Source organism: Rhizobium sp. S96 (assembly GCF_030382195.1).
GTDB lineage: Bacteria > Pseudomonadota > Alphaproteobacteria > Rhizobiales > Rhizobiaceae > Rhizobium.
The window spans coordinates 123,167-144,466 of sequence record NZ_JAUDRY010000026.1; the positions used below are offsets into that span (position 1 = coordinate 123,167).

Annotated in this window: 19 protein-coding genes; 16 read left to right on the top strand and 3 right to left on the bottom strand. The window is 60.6% G+C overall.

The genetic code is table 11. The features are described 5' to 3' along the window. The first annotated feature begins 86 nt into the window (after nt 1–86). The gene (locus QTL94_RS20980) at nt 87–1,394 is read left to right on the top strand and encodes an MFS transporter (RefSeq protein WP_065692085.1); all 1,308 of its coding nucleotides are present in this window, start codon (nt 87–89) and stop codon (nt 1,392–1,394) included. Between the two features lie 60 nt (nt 1,395–1,454). Then, nucleotides 1,455–2,180, top strand: coding sequence for a GntR family transcriptional regulator (locus QTL94_RS20985; RefSeq protein WP_065692084.1), 726 nt, complete (start codon nt 1,455–1,457; stop codon nt 2,178–2,180). A gap of 9 nt (nt 2,181–2,189) precedes the next feature. Here QTL94_RS20985 and QTL94_RS20990 read toward each other — a convergent pair whose 3' ends face one another. Continuing rightward, complete coding sequence (locus QTL94_RS20990) at nt 2,190–2,615, bottom strand: Lrp/AsnC family transcriptional regulator (RefSeq protein WP_065692083.1); 426 nt, start codon at nt 2,613–2,615, stop codon at nt 2,190–2,192. Between the two features lie 110 nt (nt 2,616–2,725). On the opposite strand from QTL94_RS20990, the gene ocd reads away from it, so the two are divergent. The 9 genes from ocd to QTL94_RS21035 all read left to right on the top strand — a co-directional run bounded on the left by ocd (nt 2,726) and on the right by QTL94_RS21035 (nt 10,904). Next, nucleotides 2,726–3,787 (top strand): ornithine cyclodeaminase, encoded by a 1,062-nt coding sequence (gene ocd / locus QTL94_RS20995; protein ID WP_065692082.1) that lies wholly within the window; start codon nt 2,726–2,728, stop codon nt 3,785–3,787. 1 nt (nt 3,788) lies between these two features. Further along, nucleotides 3,789–4,751: a citrulline utilization hydrolase CtlX gene (gene ctlX / locus QTL94_RS21000; protein ID WP_065692081.1), complete on the top strand. Its 963-nt coding sequence runs from the start codon at nt 3,789–3,791 to the stop codon at nt 4,749–4,751. Between the two features lie 41 nt (nt 4,752–4,792). Beyond that, nucleotides 4,793–5,596, top strand: a complete 804-nt coding sequence (locus tag QTL94_RS21005) for a dimethylarginine dimethylaminohydrolase family protein (protein ID WP_065692080.1) — start codon at nt 4,793–4,795, stop codon at nt 5,594–5,596. Between the two features lie 27 nt (nt 5,597–5,623). Beyond that, nucleotides 5,624–6,424 carry a transporter substrate-binding domain-containing protein gene (locus tag QTL94_RS21010; protein ID WP_065692079.1) on the top strand — a complete coding sequence of 267 codons (801 nt, stop codon included), beginning with the start codon at nt 5,624–5,626 and terminating at the stop codon, nt 6,422–6,424. A gap of 169 nt (nt 6,425–6,593) precedes the next feature. Continuing rightward, the gene (locus tag QTL94_RS21015; RefSeq protein WP_083199423.1) at nt 6,594–7,307 is read left to right on the top strand and encodes an ABC transporter permease; all 714 of its coding nucleotides are present in this window, start codon (nt 6,594–6,596) and stop codon (nt 7,305–7,307) included. Beyond that, on the top strand, nt 7,307–8,008 hold the full coding sequence (locus QTL94_RS21020) for an ABC transporter permease (RefSeq protein ID WP_065692077.1): 702 nt from the start codon (nt 7,307–7,309) through the stop codon (nt 8,006–8,008). Before QTL94_RS21015 ends, QTL94_RS21020 begins: the two co-directional genes overlap by 1 nt. Nucleotides 8,009–8,032: 24 nt before the next feature. Then, nucleotides 8,033–8,797 carry an ABC transporter ATP-binding protein gene (locus QTL94_RS21025; RefSeq protein WP_065692076.1) on the top strand — a complete coding sequence of 255 codons (765 nt, stop codon included), beginning with the start codon at nt 8,033–8,035 and terminating at the stop codon, nt 8,795–8,797. An 8-nt stretch (nt 8,798–8,805) separates the two neighbouring features. Continuing rightward, on the top strand, nt 8,806–9,954 hold the full coding sequence (locus QTL94_RS21030; protein ID WP_083199420.1) for a M20 aminoacylase family protein: 1,149 nt from the start codon (nt 8,806–8,808) through the stop codon (nt 9,952–9,954). Nucleotides 9,955–10,118: 164 nt separating this feature from the next. Beyond that, nucleotides 10,119–10,904: a pyrroline-5-carboxylate reductase gene (locus QTL94_RS21035; RefSeq protein WP_065692074.1), complete on the top strand. Its 786-nt coding sequence runs from the start codon at nt 10,119–10,121 to the stop codon at nt 10,902–10,904. Here QTL94_RS21035 and QTL94_RS21040 read toward each other — a convergent pair. Beyond that, nucleotides 10,901–11,449: a cupin domain-containing protein gene (locus QTL94_RS21040; RefSeq protein WP_065692073.1), complete on the bottom strand. Its 549-nt coding sequence runs from the start codon at nt 11,447–11,449 to the stop codon at nt 10,901–10,903. The genes QTL94_RS21035 and QTL94_RS21040 overlap by 4 nt on opposite strands. Before the next feature lie 142 nt (nt 11,450–11,591). On the opposite strand from QTL94_RS21040, the gene aptA reads away from it, so the two are divergent. After that, a complete protein-coding gene (gene aptA, locus QTL94_RS21045) occupies nt 11,592–12,926 on the top strand; it encodes an omega-aminotransferase AptA (protein WP_065692247.1) in 1,335 nt (444 codons plus the stop codon). A gap of 59 nt (nt 12,927–12,985) precedes the next feature. On the opposite strand, the gene QTL94_RS21050 is transcribed toward aptA, so the two are convergent. After that, the gene (locus QTL94_RS21050) at nt 12,986–13,894 is read right to left on the bottom strand and encodes a LysR family transcriptional regulator (RefSeq protein ID WP_198928716.1); all 909 of its coding nucleotides are present in this window, start codon (nt 13,892–13,894) and stop codon (nt 12,986–12,988) included. 106 nt (nt 13,895–14,000) lie between these two features. Here QTL94_RS21050 and hglS point away from each other — a divergent pair, with 106 nt between their 5' ends. From hglS to ydiJ, 4 genes are read left to right on the top strand one after another with little or no spacing between them, the layout of a single operon-like run. After that, on the top strand, nt 14,001–15,392 hold the full coding sequence (hglS, locus tag QTL94_RS21055; RefSeq protein WP_065692071.1) for a 2-oxoadipate dioxygenase/decarboxylase HglS: 1,392 nt from the start codon (nt 14,001–14,003) through the stop codon (nt 15,390–15,392). A gap of 53 nt (nt 15,393–15,445) precedes the next feature. Further along, nucleotides 15,446–16,978, top strand: a complete 1,533-nt coding sequence (gene amaB / locus QTL94_RS21060) for an L-piperidine-6-carboxylate dehydrogenase (protein WP_065692070.1) — start codon at nt 15,446–15,448, stop codon at nt 16,976–16,978. Nucleotides 16,979–16,988: 10 nt separating this feature from the next. Further along, nucleotides 16,989–18,224, top strand: a complete 1,236-nt coding sequence (locus QTL94_RS21065) for a pyridoxal phosphate-dependent aminotransferase (RefSeq protein ID WP_065692069.1) — start codon at nt 16,989–16,991, stop codon at nt 18,222–18,224. 25 nt (nt 18,225–18,249) lie between these two features. Continuing rightward, nucleotides 18,250–21,282, top strand: a complete 3,033-nt coding sequence (gene ydiJ, locus QTL94_RS21070; RefSeq protein ID WP_065692068.1) for a D-2-hydroxyglutarate dehydrogenase YdiJ — start codon at nt 18,250–18,252, stop codon at nt 21,280–21,282. The last annotated feature ends 18 nt before the right edge of the window (nt 21,283–21,300 follow it).

The window sequence follows — 21,300 nt, forward strand, 5'->3', positions numbered from 1 at the left end:
GCCCCACTTGTGCATTCCAGTTTGCTCCTCTATAGGGGCTTGCGAAGGTGCCGCGGAGGGCGGCATCTATTTGCAGGGAGGATGCCATGGCGGACGCGAGCAGCGCGCACGGCGCTTATTTGAACACCAGTCTCCGTGACCGAACGATCCACAAGCTCAATCTCCGGATCGTGCTGTTCTGTTTCGTTTGCTTCATCGTGAACTATCTCGACCGCGTGAATATCGGTTTCGCCGCACTTCACATGAACGACGACATCGGGCTTACGCCCTACATGTTCGGTCTGGGTGCAGGCATTTTCTTCATCGGCTATCTCGCCTTTGAAATTCCGAGCAACATGATCCTTCACAAGGTCGGCCCGCGCATCTGGATCGCGCGTATCATGGTCACCTGGGGTCTGGTCTCCTGTGCCATGGCCTTTGTGCAGGGCCCGACGTCGTTCTACATCCTGCGCTTCCTGCTCGGCGTTGCCGAAGCCGGCTTCGCACCGGGTGTGCTTCTCTATCTGACCTACTGGTTCCCCGCCAAGGAACGCGGTCGCGCCACGGCCCTGTTCATGACGGCGACCGTTTTGTCGATCGTCATCGGCGCGCCGATTTCCGGCTGGCTCATCGATGCGGGCGAAGGTTTCCTCGGAATGCACGGCTGGCAGGCAATGTTCGTCCTCGAGGGCATTCCCGCTATCTTGCTCGGCGTCATCACCTTCTTCTATCTGGTCGATTCGCCTGCCAAGGATACGAAGTGGCTTGCGGCCGACGAGCGCGCGTGGCTGCTGGAACAGCTTGCCGAAGACCAGAAGAACCTGAAGACCGATACGCGCCATAGCCTGCGCGAAATCTTCAGCGATTTCCGCGTCTGGCTGCTCACCCTTGTCTACATGTTCAACGGTATCGCGGTTTACGGCGTGATCATGTGGCTGCCGCAGATCGTCAAGACCTTCGGCCTGAGCACGGTCCAGACCGGTTTTGTCTCTGCGATCCCGTTTATCTTCGCGGCCGCTGGTCTCATCGTGATTTCACGCAGCTCCGACCGCACCGGCGAACGCAAGATCCACACGGCGATTTCCGGGCTCTTCGGCGGCCTGTTCCTGGCGGCCAGCGCACTAGTCCCGAATCCCTATGTCGGTCTTGCGCTCCTGTGCCTCTGCGCCTTCTTCCTGTGGTCGTATCTCGGCGTATTCTGGACGCTGCCGACACAGTTCCTGACGGGCGCAGCAGCAGCCGGCGGCCTTGCGGCGATCAACGGCTTTGCCCAGATCGGCGGCTTTACCGGCCCCTACATCGTCGGCTGGGTAAAAAGCGCCACGGACAGTTTCTCGCTGTCGCTTCTGACGCTTGCGATCTTCCCGATCATCGCCTTCTTCCTCTGCATGAGCTTGAAAGCCAAGCGCGACTAGACCAGACTTCCGGCAGCGTTGAAAAACGCTGCCGGATTCGTTTCAAGGACATAAGCGGGCATGCCCAATCCCACGGTGAAAGCCAACAAGAGCCTGGTGGCGACAATCGCCGACAAGATCCGCGCGGCGATTGTCGACGCGGAATTCGAGTTCGGTGAAAACCTCTCCGAGGACACGCTTGCATCCGCTTTCGAGGTGAGCCGTACGCCTGTGCGTGAAGCCCTCAACCTTCTGCAGATCGAAGGCCTCGTCACCATTATCCCGAAATCCGGCACCTATGTCTTCACGCCGACGCTCGAAGATATCGCCGAGCTATGCGACTACCGGATCGGCCTGGAGCAACAGGCCGTGGCACTCACACCCACAAAGGCGCTCAAGGCCGCGGTTGGGGAGTTGAAGCAACAGCTCGTCGTCATGGACAGGGCCGTCGAGACCGGCGACATGCAGGCTTACGGGCGCGCCGACACGGCCTTTCACCTGGCCTTCTTCCGCTATTGCGGCAATCGCTACCTGCAGAGTGCATACGACCTCATTCTTGGCCGCGTCGCATCGCTGAGGACCCATCTCGCCATCCGCGCGGAGGGCGAGCCGGATCGGTCATACCGCGATCACACGGACATGATTGCGCTGCTTGCCGACGACAGGCGCGCCGAACTCGCCGATATGCTCACGGCGCATATCCTGCGCACGAAAGACAACTATCTGGATGCCTTCCAGAAGCTCGCGACGAATGCCGGCAATGGCAGAACTGCGCGCCTGCGCCGCCGCCTGGCGCTTCAAGCCTAGCGGCTGTCGTCAGACGCTGCTGAGCAAGATGCTGGTTTCGCTGTTGAGGACACCCTCGACGGTACGAACGTCTCGCAAGACGCGGTCGAATTCGCGCAGGCCGGCCGCACGGATTTCGGCAACCAGATCCCATGATCCATTGGTGGTGTGCAGAGCATGCAGTTCCGGCAGGCCGCGAAGGAACTTGATGACCTTCGTCGTCGAGCGCCCCTGCACTTCGATCATCATGATCGCCCGGATGGCCCCTTCATCATAGTCTTGTCGTACGCGGATCGTAAAACCGAGCGCAGCGCCTGACTGCAGCAGGCGGTCGAGCCGCACCTGAACCGTCCCTCGGGAAACGCCCAGGATCGTCGCCAGCTTGGAAAGCGGCGCACGCCCGTCCTCGCGCAGGATGGAAATTAGCTTGTGATCAAGTTCGTCAAAAATATGCATAGCAATTTGTACAGCACGACCCAGCACTTTGCGAGTTTTTTTACAGGAACTCCCGCAATTCTCGAATTTTAACTCGCGCACTGCTTACCTAGGCTACCACCATCGAATTTCTGGATGGAGCTGCAAACGTGGTTCAATATGTGGGTGTCAGCAATGTTGTCGAATTGGTCCGATCCGTCGGAATCGAAACATTCCTGCTTGGTCTCGTCGACTACATCGAAGAGGATTTCCGGCGTTGGGAGGAGTTCGAAAAGTCTCCTCGCGTTGCCAGCCATTCCAAGGCCGGTGTCATCGAACTCATGCCGACCTCCGATGGCCAGCACTACGGCTTCAAATATGTGAACGGACATCCGAAGAACCCAAGCGTCGGGTTGCAGACGGTCACTGCATTCGGCGTGTTGTCGGATGTTGCCACCGGCTATCCGTGCCTGGTTTCGGAAATGACGCTGATGACCGGCCTGCGCACGGCAGCGACCTCGGCACTCGCGGCGAAATATCTCGCCCGCAAGGACGCCCGCACGATGGCGATCGTCGGTCTTGGCGCCCAGTCGGAATTCCAGGCCCTGGCATTTCGCGCCCTCCTTGGCATCAGGAGCCTGCGCGTCTTTGACATCGACCCTGACGCAGCGAGCAAGTTCCGCGGCAACCTCGCTGAAACGGATATCGAGATCATCGTGACCAAGACCGCCGAGGAGGCAGTCTCCGGCGCCGATATCATCACGACGGTAACCGCCGACAAGCGCAACGCGACGATCCTGTCCGACAACATGGTCGGCGGCGGTGTCCACATCAACGCGGTTGGTGGCGATTGCCCCGGCAAGACGGAACTGCAGGGCGACATCCTGCGGCGCGCTGATGTATTCGTTGAGTTTCCCGAGCAGACCCGGATCGAAGGCGAGATCCAGCAGATGGCGCCGGATTTCCCGGTCACCGAACTGTGGCAGGTCATTGCCGGCCAGGCGACTGGCCGCCGCTCCGATACGCAGATCACGATCTTCGATTCCGTCGGCTTTGCGACCGAAGACTTTTCCGCCCTGCGGTACCTGCGCGACGCCGTGCAGGGAACGAGCTTCTACACCGAGCTTGATCTCACCACGCAGCCTGAAGACCCACGCAATCTCTACGGCTTGTTTCGCCAGCCGGCCCCGGTCATGCAGCGGAGCGTTGCGTAATATGAGCAGGCTATCCGTACAGGCGCCGAAATCCGTGGTGATGATCCGGCCGCATCACTTCACGCCAAACCCGATGACCGCTGCTGACAATTCGTTTCAGTCCAGCGACGAGAAGCGTGCGGCTGCAGCGATCGCCGGCACGGCCTTCCATGAAGTCACCCGCATGGCGCAAGGCCTTGCCGAAGCCGGTGTTACCGTCCACGTGTTCGAGGACCTGACGGTGGCCACACCCGATTCCGTGTTCCCGAACAACTGGTTTTCGACACATTCGGGCGGACACGTTGCGATCTATCCGATGTACTCGGCAAGCCGCCAGAGCGAGCGCCGCTCGGACGTCATCGAGATGCTCAAGAGCGACTACAGGGTACAGGACGTCATCGACTACTCCGGTCTCGAGAAGGATCATGTCTATCTCGAGGGTACAGGCGCCATGGTGCTCGATCATATCGGCCGGGTCGCCTATGCCGTCCGCTCCAACCGCACCAACGAAGTTGCGCTCGAACGGTTCTGCACCCACTTCAACTTCGAGCCAATGGTCTTCGACGCTGTCGATCGCCACGGCAAGTCGATCTATCACACGAACGTCCTGATGTGCATCGGCACCGACTTCGCGCTGCTCGGATCGCAGATGATCCCTGATATCAAGCGTCGCCGGGAGATCGTCGCGAGGCTCGAGGAAACCGGACGGCGGGTGATCGAACTGTCGATCGCGCAGATCGAGAATTTCGCCGGCAATGCCATCGAGCTCGACGGCACGGACGGCCGCCTTGTCGTCTTGTCTGCCCGGGCGCTCGAAGCACTCGACGCCGATCAGGTGAAGGCAATCGAGCAGTCCGCGAGATTGTTGCCGTTCGACGTCTCGACGATCGAGCTGGCCGGTGGATCGGTCCGCTGCATGCTTGCCGGCATCCATCTGTCTCGTCGTGAGCCAGCAGCCACACAATTGCTTTACGCCGCCGGGTGAGCCGGATAGAGAAGCCCCATCGAAAGTAAAGGTACTTGGAAATGTCGCAAGCAAGATCAGTCTACCACTTCAACTCCGTGATCGTGCGCGAGCCCTCGCGTTCGGTCGTCAACGGGCTGCGCGCCGACGATCGGGGCAATCCGACCTATGACGGCGTGAAGGCCGAGCACGATGCCTATATCGCCGCGATGCGCGACGCGGGTGTCGAAGTGACGATTCTTCCGGCGCTTGAAGCCTTCCCCGATTCCATCTTCGTCGAGGATCCGGCAGTTGTATTCACCGAAGGTGCGGTCCTGCTTCGTCCGGGTGCCGCCAGCCGCGTCGACGAAACCGCCGAGATTACTCCGACGCTGCGCGACATGTTCGAAACCGTGCTTGATCTGCCGAACCCGGGCTTTGCCGATGGTGGCGACGTGCTGACGACGCCGAAGAGCGTGATGATCGGCCTGTCCGCCCGCACCGACAAGGTGGGTGCCGAGGGACTTGCCGCCTGCATTGCCAAGCTTGGGCGCAAGGCTGAAATCGTTGCGACGCCGGAAGGCGTGCTGCACTTCAAGACCGATTGCTCGCTGCTCGACGATGAAAGCATCCTCTCGACCGCCCGCCTCGCGCGCTCCGGCGTCTTCAAGGATTTCAAGCAGATCATCATTCCGGAAGGCGAAGAGCCGGCCGCCAACGCGCTGCGTGTCAACGACGTCGTCATGGTCGGCTCCGACTTCCCGCGCACGATCGAAATGCTCGACAAGCTCGGCTACAAGGTCGTGCCGATGAAGACGACCGAGATCGGCAAGATCGATGCGGGCCTTTCCTGCATGTCGCTGCGCTGGTACCGCAACGCCCGATAAGCAGCCTCAAGAAACTGGGAGAACAGAATGAACAGCTTCAAATCGAAGATCGCCGCAGGCGTCGCACTGATCTTGTCCGCGGGCTTTGCCCATGCCGAGGATACCATTCGCCTCGGCATGACGCCTGAGCCCTACATGCCTTTTACGCAGATCAATTCGGGCGGTGAATGGGAAGGCCTCGAGGCCGACCTGTCCCGCGCCGTCTGCGCAAAGCTGCCGGTAAAGTGCGAAATTAAGCAGATGGCCTGGGATGGTCTCATCCCGTCGCTGAAGGAAAACAAGGTCGACTTTATCATCGGCGCCTTCTCAATCACCGATGACCGCCGCAAGGTGGTTGATTTCAGCACGCCCTACTACACCGAGGGCACGTCCTTTGTTGGCGCAAAGTCGGACGACGCCAAGATCAACACGGTCGATGCGCCTGATGGCTCGGGCAAGATCGTCGACCCGGCTGCCGTCTCCGGCAAGATCGTCGGCGTCCAGACGTCGAGTGTCCAGGCGGCTTACGTCGCCAAGTATCTGACGGGCGCAGAAGCCAAGAGCTACGATACGGCAGACAACTCCGTCGCCGATCTGATTGCCGGCCGCGTTGACTACGTCCTGATCCCCGACCTCTACATCAAGACGTTCCTGAAGTCCGATGCAGGCGCCGACTACGAGGTGAAGCTCGAAGTGCCGAAGAACACGACCCTTGGCGAAGGTGTCGCATATGCCACCCGCAAGGGCGATGCTGCGACGCTCGACAAGGTCAATACGGCACTTGCCGAACTCGACAAGGACGGCACGATCAAGCAGCTCGTCGACAAGTGGATCTTCGACAAGAAGTAATCGCGTCACATTGGGCGTGGCTCCGGCCGCGCCCAATGCCGTAGAGCAGCACCCTCACCATCTAGATCCCGGTCTTTGATGAACCCGGTGACAAGAACCGAGGCTGCTGGCGCATTCGGATAGTCGACGGCGAGCAAAGATGCTGCCGCATCGAGCAGGTTGGAAAGCAATGGACTCATATCGGCATTTGCTTGCCTGGGGCGCCGAAGGCTGGGGCGATGAATTTGCCTGGGGCCTGTTGATGACCCTGCAGGTATCCGTGGTGGCCTACATCGTCGCCATCATCTTTGGATTCCTAGGCGCGGCAGGCAAGCTTTCGCGGCATCGGCATTTCCGACTGCTCGCCGAACTCTACACGACGGTCGTTCGCTCCCTGCCGGAGCTGCTGGTCATCCTGCTGCTCTACTTTTCGGTCGCCAGTGGCGCCGAACGCCTGCTGAAATCATTGGGGCTGGTCGACAGCGGTTTCCAGTTTAGCCCGTTCTGGGCAGCGATCGTCGCGCTTGCCTTCGTTTCCGGCGCCTTCATGACCGAGGTGCTGCGCTCCGCCTACCTCGCCGTTCCGCCCGGCCAGATAGAGGCGGCGGTCTCGATCGGTATGCGGCCGCGAAAGATCCTGACGCGCGTGGTCCTGCCGCAGATGATGCGCCATGCGGTGCCTGGCATGGGCAATCTGTGGCTGTCGATCACCAAGGAAAGCGCTATCATATCTGTGCTCGGATCGTTCAGCGAGCTTCTCTACACCGGTTACCGCGCGGCGGCAGGCACGAAGCAATACATTTTCTTCTACGGCCTGACCGCCCTGCTCTTCCTGTTGATCACGCTGGTCTCCGTCCTCATCATCAGCCGCATCGAGAAGCAGCTGAACCGGGGGCACCGCTGATGGAAACGGTCGCCAACGTCATTTCCTTTCTGCCCGCGCTGATCAAGGCCACGCCGTTGACTTTGCTGCTCACGGCAACGGCAGGTATCTTCGGACTGGTGATCGGCACGCTGACGGCGCTCGCCCGGCTGTCGAAGCACAGGCTGCTTGCTTGGCCGGCCTTCGCCTTCACGTTTGCGTTCCGCGGCACACCGCTTCTGGTTCAGATTTACCTCATATACTATGGCCTCGGGCAGATACTCCCGGGCACCTGGGTTCGGCATAGTTTCCTGTGGCCCTACCTCCGGGACGGGTTATGGTACGCCATCGCGGCACTCAGCCTCAATCAGGCCTCCTACAACGCCGAAGTCATTCGCGGTGCCATCCAGTCGATTCCTCGCGGTCAGATCGAGGCCGCGCTCTCGATCGGAATGACGCGGTGGACGATCCTTCGCCGGGTGACGCTGCCGCAGGCCTTCCGCCACTGCATGCCGGTCCTCACGAGCGATCTGATCATTCTTTTGAAGACGACCTCGCTGGCATCCACGATCACGATCCTGGAAGTCATGGGAACCGCCCGTATGCTGCAGCGCCAGTCGCTGCTGATCTTCGAGCCGCTGATTGCGGCGGGCATCATCTATTTCGCCGTGGTCTTCATCCTGACCCGGATCATGAACACCGTCGAGCTCCGCATGACGCGCTATCGCGCCGTCCGGGCGTGAGCTCGAAACCTCGGGAGGAACACTATGGTCGAAACGGCACTGTCGGTAAGAGACATCCACAAGAGCTTCGGCGGCATCGAGGTGCTGAAGGGCATCTCCTTCGAAGCCCGCAAGGGCGACGTGATCTCGCTGATAGGGAGCAGCGGCTCGGGAAAAAGCACGCTTCTGCGCTGCATCAACTACCTCGAGACGCCTGACAAAGGCGAGATTTCGGTGGCCGGCGAAACGATCCGCACGGCGGCGGGCAAAAACGGCAAGCTCCATGCTGCCGATGCCCGCCAGCTGGAACACGTGCGCACGCGCCTGGGCATGGTTTTCCAGAATTTCAATCTCTGGACCCACCGGACGATCCTGGAAAACATCATAGAAGGCCCGATGCACGTGCTCGGCCAATCCAGGAAGGATGCGATAGCGGAAGCGGAAGTTCTGATGGAGAAGGTCGGCATCTCGCCTAAGCGGGACCAGTATCCGGCTCAACTGTCCGGTGGCCAGCAGCAGCGCGCCGCGATCGCACGCGCACTGGCTATGAAGCCCGAGGTGATGTTGTTCGATGAGCCGACATCGGCGCTTGATCCCGAACTCGTCAACGAGGTGCTGCAGGTAATCAAGAAGCTCGCGGAGGAAGGCCGCACCATGGTGATGGTCACACACGAGATGGCCCTAGCGCGCGACATATCGAGCGAAGTCATCTTTCTGCACAAGGGCCTGATCGAAGAGCGCGGAGCACCTGAGAACATCATGAAGAACCCGCAATCCCAGCGGCTGCGTCAATTCCTCCAGATGGCATGAGCATTGAGATGAGCGACATCAACTTCAAGGACTTCCTGCCCGAACTTGTCGGCATTCGCCATCGCCTGCATCAGATGCCCGAGATCGGCCTTTCCGAGGTCAAGACATCGGCTTTCATTGCCGAGCACCTGGAGAAATGGGGTTTCGAGGTCACGCGAGGGCTTGCCGCCACCGGTATCGTCGCCACGCTTCGGGCAGGCAGCAGCAATCGTGCCATCGGGTTCAGGGCCGATTTCGACGCACTGCCGATGCACGAGGAGACAAATCTACCCTATGCCAGCCAACATCCGGGTGCCATGCACGCCTGCGGTCATGACGGTCATACCAGCATGCTTCTCGGCGCGGCCTGGGCGCTGTCGCAAGACAAGTCTTTCTCAGGCACCGTGCACTTCATCTTTCAGCCGGCCGAGGAAAACTACGGCGGCGGCAAGCTGATGATTGAGGATGGCCTTTTCGAACGCTTCCCCTGCGACCAGATCTTTGCGCTGCATAACTGGCCCGGACTGCCAACCGGCTCATTCTCGACGCGCGCCGGACCGGTGGCCGCCTCGATCGATGTCGTGACGATTACCGTCAAGGGCAAAGGTGGTCATGGCGCGCAGCCGGAACTGACCGTCGATCCTGTCGTGGTTGGATCCAGTATCGTCATGGCGCTGCAAACGCTGGTTTCCCGCAATATCTCCCCGCACCAGCCGTCGGTCGTCACGGTCGGCTCGTTCCAGTCGGGTTCGGCCTCGAACATCATCCCGGACAGCGCCGTCCTTGAGGTCAGCATGCGGGCGATGGCGCCGCAGGTGCGCGAAGAGATCCGCACTCGCGTAGAGCAGATCGCCACCTTCCAGGCAAAGAGCTACGATGCGGATATCGCCTTCAAGTGGGACGTCGGCTATCCCGCAACAATCAACGATGCCGATGCCGTCTCAGCTGCGGTTTCCACCATCACCACGCATTTCGGCGAGGAGGCTTTCGCCGAAATGGACATGCCGCTGATGGGCAGCGAAGACTTTTCGTTTCTCCTCGAAAAGGTCCCGGGCGCTTATGTCCTGATCGGCAATGGCGATAGCGCGGGCCTGCACACGACCAAGTATGACTTCAACGACGCCATCCTGGAACGCGGCAGCCTGTATTTCTATCGTCTCGCAAAGGACCACCTGTAAGGATGCAGGCAGACTCCAGGGCACCGGAGGATCAAAGCGCTGGAGAACGGGAACCGTGCCCTTAGTCGCGACATTCCAGTTTGACCGCATTGTATTCTGCCCGATCTTTGCTTGCGATATCGTAGTATCCATGGCTTGGGTCAGCTTTGGAGCGGAGTAGGCCAATGGTTTGGCAAAGCATCGGTTTCGTCGGAACAGGCGCCATCAGCGAGGCTATGGTAAGAGGCCTCTTGCGCGAGCCATCGGCCGTGCAAGAAGTTCATGTATCGCCCCGCAACGCCGAGATTGCCGCGCGGCTTGCCTCCGAATTCAACGCTGTCCAGATTGCTCCTGACAACCAGGCCGTCGTCGATCGTAGCGAGGTCGCGGTCCTCGCGATCCGGCCTCAGATCGCCGAGGATGTCATCCGGCAACTTCGTTTCAGAGCCGGGCAGCCCGTCATCAGCGTCGTCGCGGCAACGCAACGCGATAACCTGCTTGGGTGGATCGACGCAAAAGTACATCTCGTTCAGGCCGTGCCCTTGCCTTTCGTGGCCGACCGGCACGGCGTCACGGCGATCTTCCCGCCCGATCCGGCCGTCGCGGCGCTGTTCAATATGCTGGGAAGCGCGGTCGAATGCGAGAGCCGGAAAGAATACGACTTGCTGGCGGCAGCCAGTGCGCTGATGTCGACCTACTTCGGCATGATGGACATGGCCTCAACGTGGCTCGAGGCGAATGGTCTCGATGCGAAAAAGGCAGGGGCTTTTCTCGCGCCATTGTTCGAAAGCCTGTCGCGACGCGCGAACGCACCCGGCGTGCATGCCTTCACTGAACTCAGCAGCGAATTTGCGACCAAAGGTGGCCTCAACGAGCAAGTCCTGGTCGATTTCGAGAGCGCGGGCGTCCGGAGCGCTCTGCATCGGGCATTGGATCGAGTCTTTGCCCGTATCGAGGGCCGTGACAGCTAGAATGTTGGCGGCGTGCAGGCGCTGATTACCTCGCAGGGGACCGGGCCGACGCAGCGGAACCGGTGCGGGCGACGGCTTTCGAAATAATAGGCGTCGCCCGGACCCAGGATGCGTCGCTCGTTGTCGACCGTTACCTCCAGCCGCCCCGACAGGACGATCCCGCCCTCTTCGCCTTCGTGCACGAGCGGAACCTTGCCCGTATCGGTTCCCGGCTGGTAGCATTCCTTGAGCAACTGCAGGCTTCGGCCGAACATGCTGTCGCCAACCTGCCGGTAGGAAATGCCCCCCTTGCCGATCTCCACGAGCTCTTCGACGGCATAGAAGGCTTTCTTCGGCGTTTCCGGCTCGAGGGAGAAGAACTCCGCAAGGCCGATCGGGATCCCGTCAAGTATCCGCTTGAGCGCGCCCACCGATGGATTCGATGCATTCGATTCGATCAGCGAAATCGTCGAGTTGGGGACGCCGGTCTTCTTCGCCAGCTCGCGCTGCGACAGATTGTGTGCAGTCCTGACATAGCGCAGGCGATTCCCGATATCGAACGTCATCACGGCACCGTTTAGGTTGTTCAGACTAGCTCAAACGATACCGATCCGATATCATCTTTTCAATCGGTTACCGCAGAGAAGAAAAGGGCTTGTTCGTCGATTGGAAATGCTCGAATTGTTCGTCGAGCCCAAGGAGAGCACAATGGATCAGATCAGCAGGACGAACGCCCCGATACTCGATAATTTCTGGATGCCGTTTACGGCGAACCGGCAGTTCAAGGCGGCGCCGCGTCTCCTCGCGTCCGCCGAGGGCATGTACTACACCGATGTCGACGGCAATCGTGTTCTCGACGGTACGGCAGGGCTGTGGTGCTGCAACGCCGGCCATGGCCGCAAGAAGATCTCCCAGGCTGTGGAACGCCAGATCTCGACGATGGATTTCGCGCCGACCTTCCAGATGGGACATCCGATCGCATTCGACTTCGCCGCCAAGCTGGCGAAGATCGCCCCTGGCGGTCCGGACGCAAAACTCGATCGCGTCTTCTTCACCGGCTCCGGCTCGGAATCGGTGGATACTGCCCTGAAGATCGCCATCGCCTACCAACGCGCGATCGGCCAAGGAACCCGCACCCGCATCATCGGTCGAGAAAAGGGCTACCACGGTGTCGGCTTCGGCGGCATCTCGGTCGGCGGCCTGGTCAACAATCGCCGCATGTTTCCGCAGATCCCGGCCGATCACATGCGACACACCCTCGATGTCGAGCGCAACGCGTTCTCGAAGGGGCTGCCGGAGAACGGTGTCGAACTCGCCGACGATCTCGAGCGTCTTGTTCAGCTGCATGGCGCCGAGACGATCGCAGCTGTCATCGTCGAGCCGATGTCCGGCTCGGCCGGCGTTATCCTGCCGCCGAAAGGTTACCTGCAGAAGCTGCGCGCGACGGCCGACAAGTACGGCATTCTCTTGATTTTCGACGAGGTCATCACCGGTTTTGGCCGCCTTGGAACCCCGTTCGCGACCGACTATTTCGGTGTCATCCCGGATCTCGTCACCACGGCAAAGGGTTTGACCAACGGCGCGATCCCGATGGGAGCCGTCTTCGCGAGCCGCAAGGTCTATGACGGCCTGATGGTCGGTCCAGAAAACGCGATCGAGCTGTTCCACGGCTATACCTATTCGGGCCATCCGGTTGCCTGCGCAGCGGGTATTGCGACACTCGAGATCTACGAGGAGGAAGGTCTTCTCACACGTGCAGCCGACATCGCGGACTATTGGCAGGAGGCATTGCACTCGCTGAAGGGCCTTCCCCACGTCGTCGACATTCGCAACCTGGGCCTCGTGGGAGCGATTGAACTTTCGCCTCGCGACGGTGCGCCGGGGGCACGTGCCTACGATGTCTTCGTCGACTGCTTCAACAAGGGTCTGCTGATCCGCGTGACCGGCGACATCATTGCGCTATCGCCGCCGCTCATCGTCGAAAATAGCGAGATCGATACGATCGTTTCCAAGATCGGCGACGCCCTGAAACGGACGGCATAAAACTGTCGGAGCCCGCGGACTGCCAGCCGGTTCGCGGGCCGACATCAGTATTCGATGGGCTACTCGCTCTTTCTTGGAGAGACTTCCTTCAGAAGCCACTCTTGAAAGCTGTCGGCGACCGGATGGCTTTGCTTGGCTTCCGGTCGAACCGAATAATAGGCATTGGCCGTCTGCATCGGCCTTGGAAGCAGCGGCACAAGCGACCCTGACGCAAGCTCGTCTTCTATCAGGTAGGTGGGAAGAAGCGCAGCGCCCAGCCCTGCGGCGACCGCAGCCACCATCATTGAAAACTGATCGAACCTCAGCCCGACATAGGCGTTGTCGACATTGATCTGCTGCAGCTGGAACCAGTCGGCCCAAAGCTTCGGCCTCGTCGTCAGATGCAGCAGTGGCGCTCGTGCGAAGTCGCCGGGGCCCTCGACGTCGAGCCTTTCCGCAAGCTCCTTGCTGGCCATCGGCAGGACCTGTTCATGGCACAGGAAGGTGGGAACGCCGCCTGCCCAGATCGGCTGTCCGAAATGGATCGCGAGGTCAAAGTTGTCTTCCGCAAAACTGAAGGGCTTCGATCTTGATTCTATCGTCAGTGCAACGTCGCCATGTTGCGCCAGAAACCGGCCGAGGCGTGGAACAAGCCATTTGGTACCGAAGGTCGGGAGCGTGGCAACCCGCAGCGACAATCGCGTTCGCCCGGCCGACGCCGCTTCGATCATCAATCGTTCGGATCTCTCCAGGAGGTCCTGCACCTCGGGAAGGAACCGTTGTCCTGCTTCCGAGAGAACCACGCGCTGACGAATCCGTTCGAACAGCTTGAGCCCGGTCTGTTGCTCCAGATCGGCGATCTGCCGGCTGACGGCGCTCTGCGTCAGGTTCAGTTCTTCAGCCGCGCGCGAGAAATTCTCATGTCGCGCGGCCGCTTCGAAGGCTTGGAGCGTCACCATGTCAGGTGTCAAACTGCGGCGCATAGTTATTCCGATTCTGCATCAAGTCACGAGTAACCGTCACAACACGGGTCATGTTTTCGAGATTATATTGCACTCCAAGCATCAAGTCGCAATGTTTGAAGGTTGAGACACCATGACCCACGTTCCATCGAGCGATATCAGAACTGCCTTTTCCGCGGCCATGTCGGCCATGTATCGCAACGAAGTCCCTGCCTATGGAACCTTGATGGATCTGGTGGCGCGCGTGAACGACGAAACGCTTGCCGGAGAGCCCGAACTGAAGGCTCGGCTGGAGACCACCGACAATCTCGATCGTATCTCCGAGGAGCGGCACGGGGCCATTCGACTCGGAACCGCCGAAGAGCTGTCAATGATGCGGCGGGTCTTCGCCGTGATGGGAATTTATCCCGTCGGCTATTATGATCTTTCGACGGCCGGCGTTCCGGTTCATTCGACGGCATTTCGGCCCGTTGGCGACGCCGCACTGAAGCGTAATCCGTTCCGTGTCTTCACCTCTCTCCTGCGTCTCGATCTGATTGCGGACGAAAGCTTGAGGGCGCAAGCGCAGCAAATCCTGGCGACGCGGCAGATTTTCACTGCCGGAGCCATTGAACTTACCAAGAAGGCGGAAACCGACGGCGGGCTTTCCCAGGCTGATGCCGAGCGTTTCGTCGCCGAAGTGCTCGAAACATTCCGCTGGCATGACAAGGCGATCGTCGATGTCGACATGTATCACCGTCTGCATGATGCGCATCGCTTGATCGCAGATGTCGTCTCGTTCAAGGGACCGCACATCAACCATCTCACACCGCGCACGCTCGATATCGACAAGGTGCAGGCACTGATGCCGGAATACGAGATCGCTCCAAAGGCGGTCGTCGAAGGCCCGCCGACGCGCCGTTGCGCTATTCTGCTGCGGCAGACATCCTTCAAGGCGCTCGAGGAAGCCGTGTCATTCAACGACGGCAACGGCGGGTGGAAGACCGGGTCCCACACCGCACGGTTTGGCGAGATCGAACAGCGCGGCATCGCGCTCACGCCCAAGGGCCGCGCCCTTTATGACAGCCTCCTCGATGCGTCCCGGAAGGTCGTCCGGCCGACTGCGGACGGATCCAACGCGAAAGCCTATGAGGCTGCTCTGGCGGAGACGTTCGAGGCATTCCCGGACAGCTGGGAAAGCATACGCGCAGAAGGGCTCGGCTATTTCAGCTACTCGCTCACCGACAAAGGCAGAAGGGCTGTATCCTCATCGACGGCCGACGTGGACCAGCTCATTGCCGACGGGTTGATCGTCTTCGATCCGATCGTCTACGAAGACTTCCTGCCTGTCAGTGCAGCCGGCATCTTTCAATCGAACCTCGGCGACGGCGCGCAGCAGGAATTCGTGGCGAGCCCGAACCAGCAGCGTTTCGAGGCCGACCTCGGCGCGAAGGTTCTCAACGAGTTCGACCACTATGCCGGAATCGAAAAGGCGTCGCTGGATGCCTGCATCAACGTGCTGACGAGACGTTCTGCGGCCGAATGATCCGCCGAACTGACCAATCACCGATAGAGACGTTTTGAACTGGAGCCTACCCAATGAACATTTCCGTTAAATCCGTGTCCGTCGCGGAAGAAGCTGCCGCCATTCTTGATCGTTTGGGCGTCGCCCAGTCGCTTTACACCAAGGGCGACATGGATGCGTTTTCGCCGGTTACCGGAGAACGGACCGGTAAATTGCAGGCCGTAACGCCCGAGCAGGCAACAGTGGCAATCGACCGCGCTCATGCCGCTTTCCAGGCGTGGCGCCTTGTTCCGGCACCGAAGCGTGGGGAGCTCGTGCGGCTTCTTGGCGAAGAACTGCGGGCTGCCAAGGCCGATCTTGGACGTCTGGTCTCGATCGAAGCAGGAAAGATCCCGTCTGAAGGTCTCGGCGAAGTACAGGAAATGATCGACATCTGCGATTTCGCGGTCGGCCTTTCCCGCCAGCTCTATGGCCTGACCATCGCCACCGAGCGCCCCGGTCACCGCATGATGGAGACCTGGCACCCGCTTGGCGTCATCGGCATCATCTCGGCCTTCAACTTCCCTGTTGCCGTATGGGCGTGGAATGCGGCCCTGGCGCTGGTCTGTGGCAACAGCATCGTCTGGAAGCCTTCAGAAAAGACGCCGCTTACGGCACTGGCATCGCAGGCGATCCTGGAGCGCGCCCTGAAGCGCTTCGGCGACGCTCCTGCCGACCTCTCGCAGGTTCTCGTCGGCGACCGCGCGATCGGCGAAACGCTTGTCGACCATCCGAAGGTGGCATTGGTTTCGGCAACCGGATCGACGCGGATGGGCCGCGAAGTCGGACCGCGCCTGGCCAAGCGATTTGCGCGCTCCATCCTGGAACTTGGCGGAAACAATGGCGGCATCGTCTGCCCATCGGCCGACCTTGACATGGCGCTTCGTGCCATCGCATTCGGCGCCATGGGCACGGCCGGCCAGCGCTGCACGACGCTGCGTCGTCTGTTCGTTCATGAAAGCGTCTACGATCAGCTCGTCCCGCGGCTGAAGAATGCCTATGCAAGCGTTTCGGTCGGCAACCCGCTGGACGGCTCCGCGCTCGTCGGTCCACTGGTCGACAAGGCCGCCTATGAAGGCATGCAGAAGGCGCTTGCTGAAGCCGGCAAGCACGGCGGCCAGGTGCATGGCGGTCAGCGTGTCGATACCGGCACCCCGCAGGCCTATTACGTCAAACCTGCTCTGGTCGAAATGCCGAAGCACGAGGGCCCGGTCCTCGAAGAGACATTCGCGCCGATCCTCTATGTCATGAAATACAGCGACTTCGACGCCGTTATCGCAGACCACAATGCCGTCGGAGCTGGATTGTCGTCGTCGATCTTCACTCTCGACATGCGCGAGGCCGAGCGCTTCCTGTCCGCGGACGGTTCCGACTGCGGCATCGCCAACGTCAACATCGGCACTTCGGGTGCTGAGATCGGCGGTGCGTTCGGTGGTGAAAAGGAAACCGGCGGTGGCCGCGAATCCGGCTCCGACGCATGGCGGGCATACATGCGCCGGGCCACCAACACGGTCAACTATTCGAAGGCGCTGCCGCTGGCACAGGGCGTCTCCTTCGACATCGAATAGGGCGACGAGCATGACTGTCATCCCCACCAAGATCGAGCAGGCTGGCTTTCGTCCAGCCTCGCGCATTGCCTCGGTCGGCGTTTCCAAGATCCTGCAGATCGGCGCCAAGGCAGCCGCAATGAAGCGCGACGGTTTCCCCGTTATCATTCTCGGAGCCGGCGAGCCCGACTTCGACACCCCTGACAACGTCAAAGAAGCAGCCAAGGCCGCGATCGATGCCGGCGAAACCAAGTACACGGCGCTCGATGGCACCCCGGCTCTGAAGAAGGCCGTCGCCGAGAAGTTTCGCAGGGAAAATGGCGTCGACTATGCCCTCGACGAGGTGACGGTGGCGACCGGCGCCAAGCAGATCCTCTTCAACGCATTCATGGCGACGCTTGATCCCGGTGACGAAGTCATCATTCCAACGCCTTACTGGACCTCCTATTCGGATATCGTCGAAATTTGCGGTGGCACGCCGGTGCTCATCCCGTGCGACGCGGCAGCCGGCTTTCGCCTCCAGGCTCAACAGCTTGAAGCGGCGATCACGCCGAGGACACGCTGGGTGCTCCTGAATTCGCCATCAAATCCATCGGGCGCCGCCTATTCGGCAAAAGACTACCAACCGCTGATCGATGTGCTGCTCCGCCATCCGCATGTCTGGCTGATGGTCGACGACATGTATGAGCACATCGTCTACGAAGGGTTCGACTTCGTAACGCCCATTGCGCTCGAGCCTCGTCTGAAAGAACGGACGTTGACCATCAACGGCGTGTCGAAGGCCTATGCGATGACCGGCTGGCGTATCGGCTACGCCGGCGGACCGAAGCCATTGATCAAGGCCATGGCCGTGATCCAGAGCCAGGCGACATCCTGCCCGAGCTCGGTTAGCCAGGCAGCCGCCGTCGAGGCCTTGAATGGTCCGCAGACCTTCCTGAAGGAACGGCAGGAGAGCTTTCAGCGCCGCCGCGATCTCGTTGTCCGCAGACTGAACGACATCGATGGCCTTGAATGCCGCACACCGGAGGGAGCCTTTTACACCTTCTCAGGCTGTGAGGGGGTTCTCGGAAAGACCACGCCCAACGGCAAGACGATCGAGGCGGACCACGATTTCACCGACTACCTCCTCGAGGACGCCCATGTCGCGGTCGTTCCCGGGTCGGCTTTCGGGCTTTCACCTTTCTTCCGGATCTCCTATGCGACGTCGCAGGCCGAGCTCGTCGAAGCCCTTGACCGTATCGAACGGGCATGCAAGGCGCTGAAGTAGCAAACGATGGCGGCGAGCTGAACCGATGATACCGCGTCTCCAGTCGCCTTACGCGGCCTCCGCGACACCCGCCGGCTTTTTCGAACATCTCGTCGAGGCCGGATTTGCGGGTGATGCCGAGGCAGGCGCGGCGTCGCGCACGGCTTTTGCGACCGACAATTCCATCTATCAGGTCGAGCCGGCAGCGATCCTGTTTCCCAGGCATTCGGCTGACCTGGAGATAATTGCGAAGGTCCTGAACCTGCCCGCGTTCAGCGGCATGACCGTCACTCCACGCGGAGGCGGAACCGGAACCAATGGCCAGTCGCTGACCTCAGGCATCGTCATCGATTGTTCACGGCACATGAACAGGATCCTGGAGATCGATCCCATCCGCCGCACAGCTCGCGTCGAGGCCGGCGTTGTCAAGGATCAGTTGAACCGCGCGCTGAAGCCATATGGTCTCTTTTTCGCGCCGGAGCTTTCGACGTCGAACAGGGCGACCATTGGCGGCATGATCTCCACCGATGCTTGCGGCCAGGGCTCCTGCCTCTACGGCAAGACGTCCAATCATGTCCTTGGTCTGCGCATCGTGCTCGGCGACGCGTCGGATTGGTGGTCGCGGCCGCTGGACGAACCCGCCCTCGCCGAAATCCTGGAGCGCCAGGACAGGATTGGTGACATTCATCGGACCGTTGAAAGAATTGCCCGCGAAAAGCGCGAACGGATCGAAGCCGTTTTTCCAAAGCTCAACCGTTACATGACGGGTTACGACCTCGCGCATGTCAGGCGAGCGGATGGTCGCTTCGACCTCAATGCCATTCTGTGCGGCTCGGAGGGCACGCTGGCGATGATCGCCGAGGCGGAACTCAACCTGCTTCCGCTGCCCGCGCATGCCGCACTCATCAACATTCGCTACAGCAACTTCAACGCAGCCCTCGAGGATGCCCGAACCCTGACCGCGCTCAAGGTCGCTTCCGTTGAAACGGTGGACGAAAAGGTGCTCGGGCTCGCCAAGAACGACATCGTCTGGAATGGCATTGGGCAGTTCTTTCCGGAGGACACGTCAGGTCCGGCGAACGGGATAAACATCGCCGAAATCCTCGCTGACAGCGAGGATGAACTGGAGCGAAAGATCGCCGATGTGACCGCCGCCCTCGAAACGGGGAAAAACCACAGCCGCCTCGGCCATTCAATCGCTCGAGGCCACCGGGACGTCGAGGCGATCTGGACGATGCGCAAGCGGGCCGTCGGCCTTCTGGGAAATGTCGAGGGGCCGACCCGACCTGTCGCTTTCGTCGAGGACACGGCCGTCCCACCCGAAAACCTGGCCGCCTACATCTGCGAGTTCCGGGCGCTGCTCGACGACGCCGGCCTTTCCTATGGCATGTTCGGCCATGTCGACGCCGGCGTACTGCATGTTCGACCCGCACTCGATCTTACGCGGGCCGATCATGTGCCGCTGGTCCGGACGATCAGCGATGCCGTTGTGGCCTTGACCAGGAAGTACGGCGGCGTCCTTTGGGGTGAGCACGGCAAGGGCGTTCGATCCGAATATGTCCCCGAATTCTTCGGTGACCTCTATCCCTGCCTTCAGGAGATCAAGCGAGCCTTCGATCCGCAGAACCGCCTCAATCCCGGCAAGATTGCTTCCCCGGGCTCCGAGAAGCTGTTGAAAATCGATGAGGTTCCGATGCGCGGCGATGTCGATCGCGCCATCGGCAGCGAGATCCGCGCGGCCTTCGACAACGCTGCTTACTGCAACGGTAACGGCGCCTGCTTCGACTTCGACGAGGTAAGTCCGATGTGCCCCTCCTACAAGGCGACGCGCGATCGCCGGTTTTCGCCCAAGGGTCGGGCAGCCTTGATGCGGGAGTGGCTGAGGCTTCTGGCTGACCAGGGTGTCGATCCCCGCTATGAAGCCAAGCAGCTGCGGCGCGGCCGCCCGCTGACAGCCCTGCCCCGCCGTATCGTGAACTCGTTCAATCCGCGCAACCGGGGCGACTTTTCCCACGACGTCCGTGAAGCAATGGACACCTGTCTGTCCTGCAGGGCCTGCGCAGGTCAGTGTCCGGTCAAGGTCAACGTTCCCGCCTTCCGGGCGAAATTCCTGGAGCTCTATTACGGCAGGTATTTGCGGCCCGTGAAGGATACGCTGGTGAGCGCGATCGAATCATCGCTGCCCTGGATGGCGCGCGCTAGGCCGCTCTACAACGTCATGGTTGGAACCGTGCTCGGCAAGGCGATGATGAGGACGGTCGGTCTGACGGCGCTTCCACGCCTGCCGCCATTGTCCCTTGCAAAAGAAGCCCGGCGTCTCGGCGTCCCGACTGCAACGGCCGACGGTATTCGCCAGGCACTGAGCCAGGGACACCAGCCGGTCGTCTTCGTCCCCGACGCGTTCACTGCTTTCTTCGATCCGCGCGTTCCCCTTGCCGCGATCAAGCTCGCACGCAGGATGGGCTTCGCGGTGTTTCTCGCCAAGCCCCAGGTAAACGGCAAGGCCATGCACGTTCACGGATATCTCGGCCGGTTCGAGAACGCCGCGCGAAAGAGCAGCCAATACCTGCAAGACCTCGCCTCTGCGGGAGCCTCACTCGTGGGCATCGATCCGTCCATGACGCTCTCCTATCGAAGCGAGTACAAGCACATCTTAAACAGCGGATCGAAACCGCTGGTTCTGCTCCCGCAAGAGTGGCTCTCTGCCAACCTCGACAGACTTTCCTCGGTCAGGGATGCCGGCATGGGAAAGACATATAGTCTTCTCGTTCACTGCACGGAGCGAAGTAACGTACCGACCTCGATCGGCCACTGGACGGCAGTGTTCAAAGCGATTGGGGTCAAGCTCGATGTTCCCGGAGCCGGCTGCTGCGGTATGGCCGGAACCTTCGGTCACGAGGTTCGCAACCGCGCAATGTCGCAACAGCTTTATGCGATGAGCTGGGCCGATCAGGTCCACCGGCAATCCGCCGAGACCGTCGTCTGCGCGACGGGATATTCCTGCAGATCCCAGGTCAAGGCGATCGACAACAGAACCGTTCAGCATCCTCTCGAGATCATTGAAGAATTGACCGGCTGACCGTCCGAAAGAATCGAA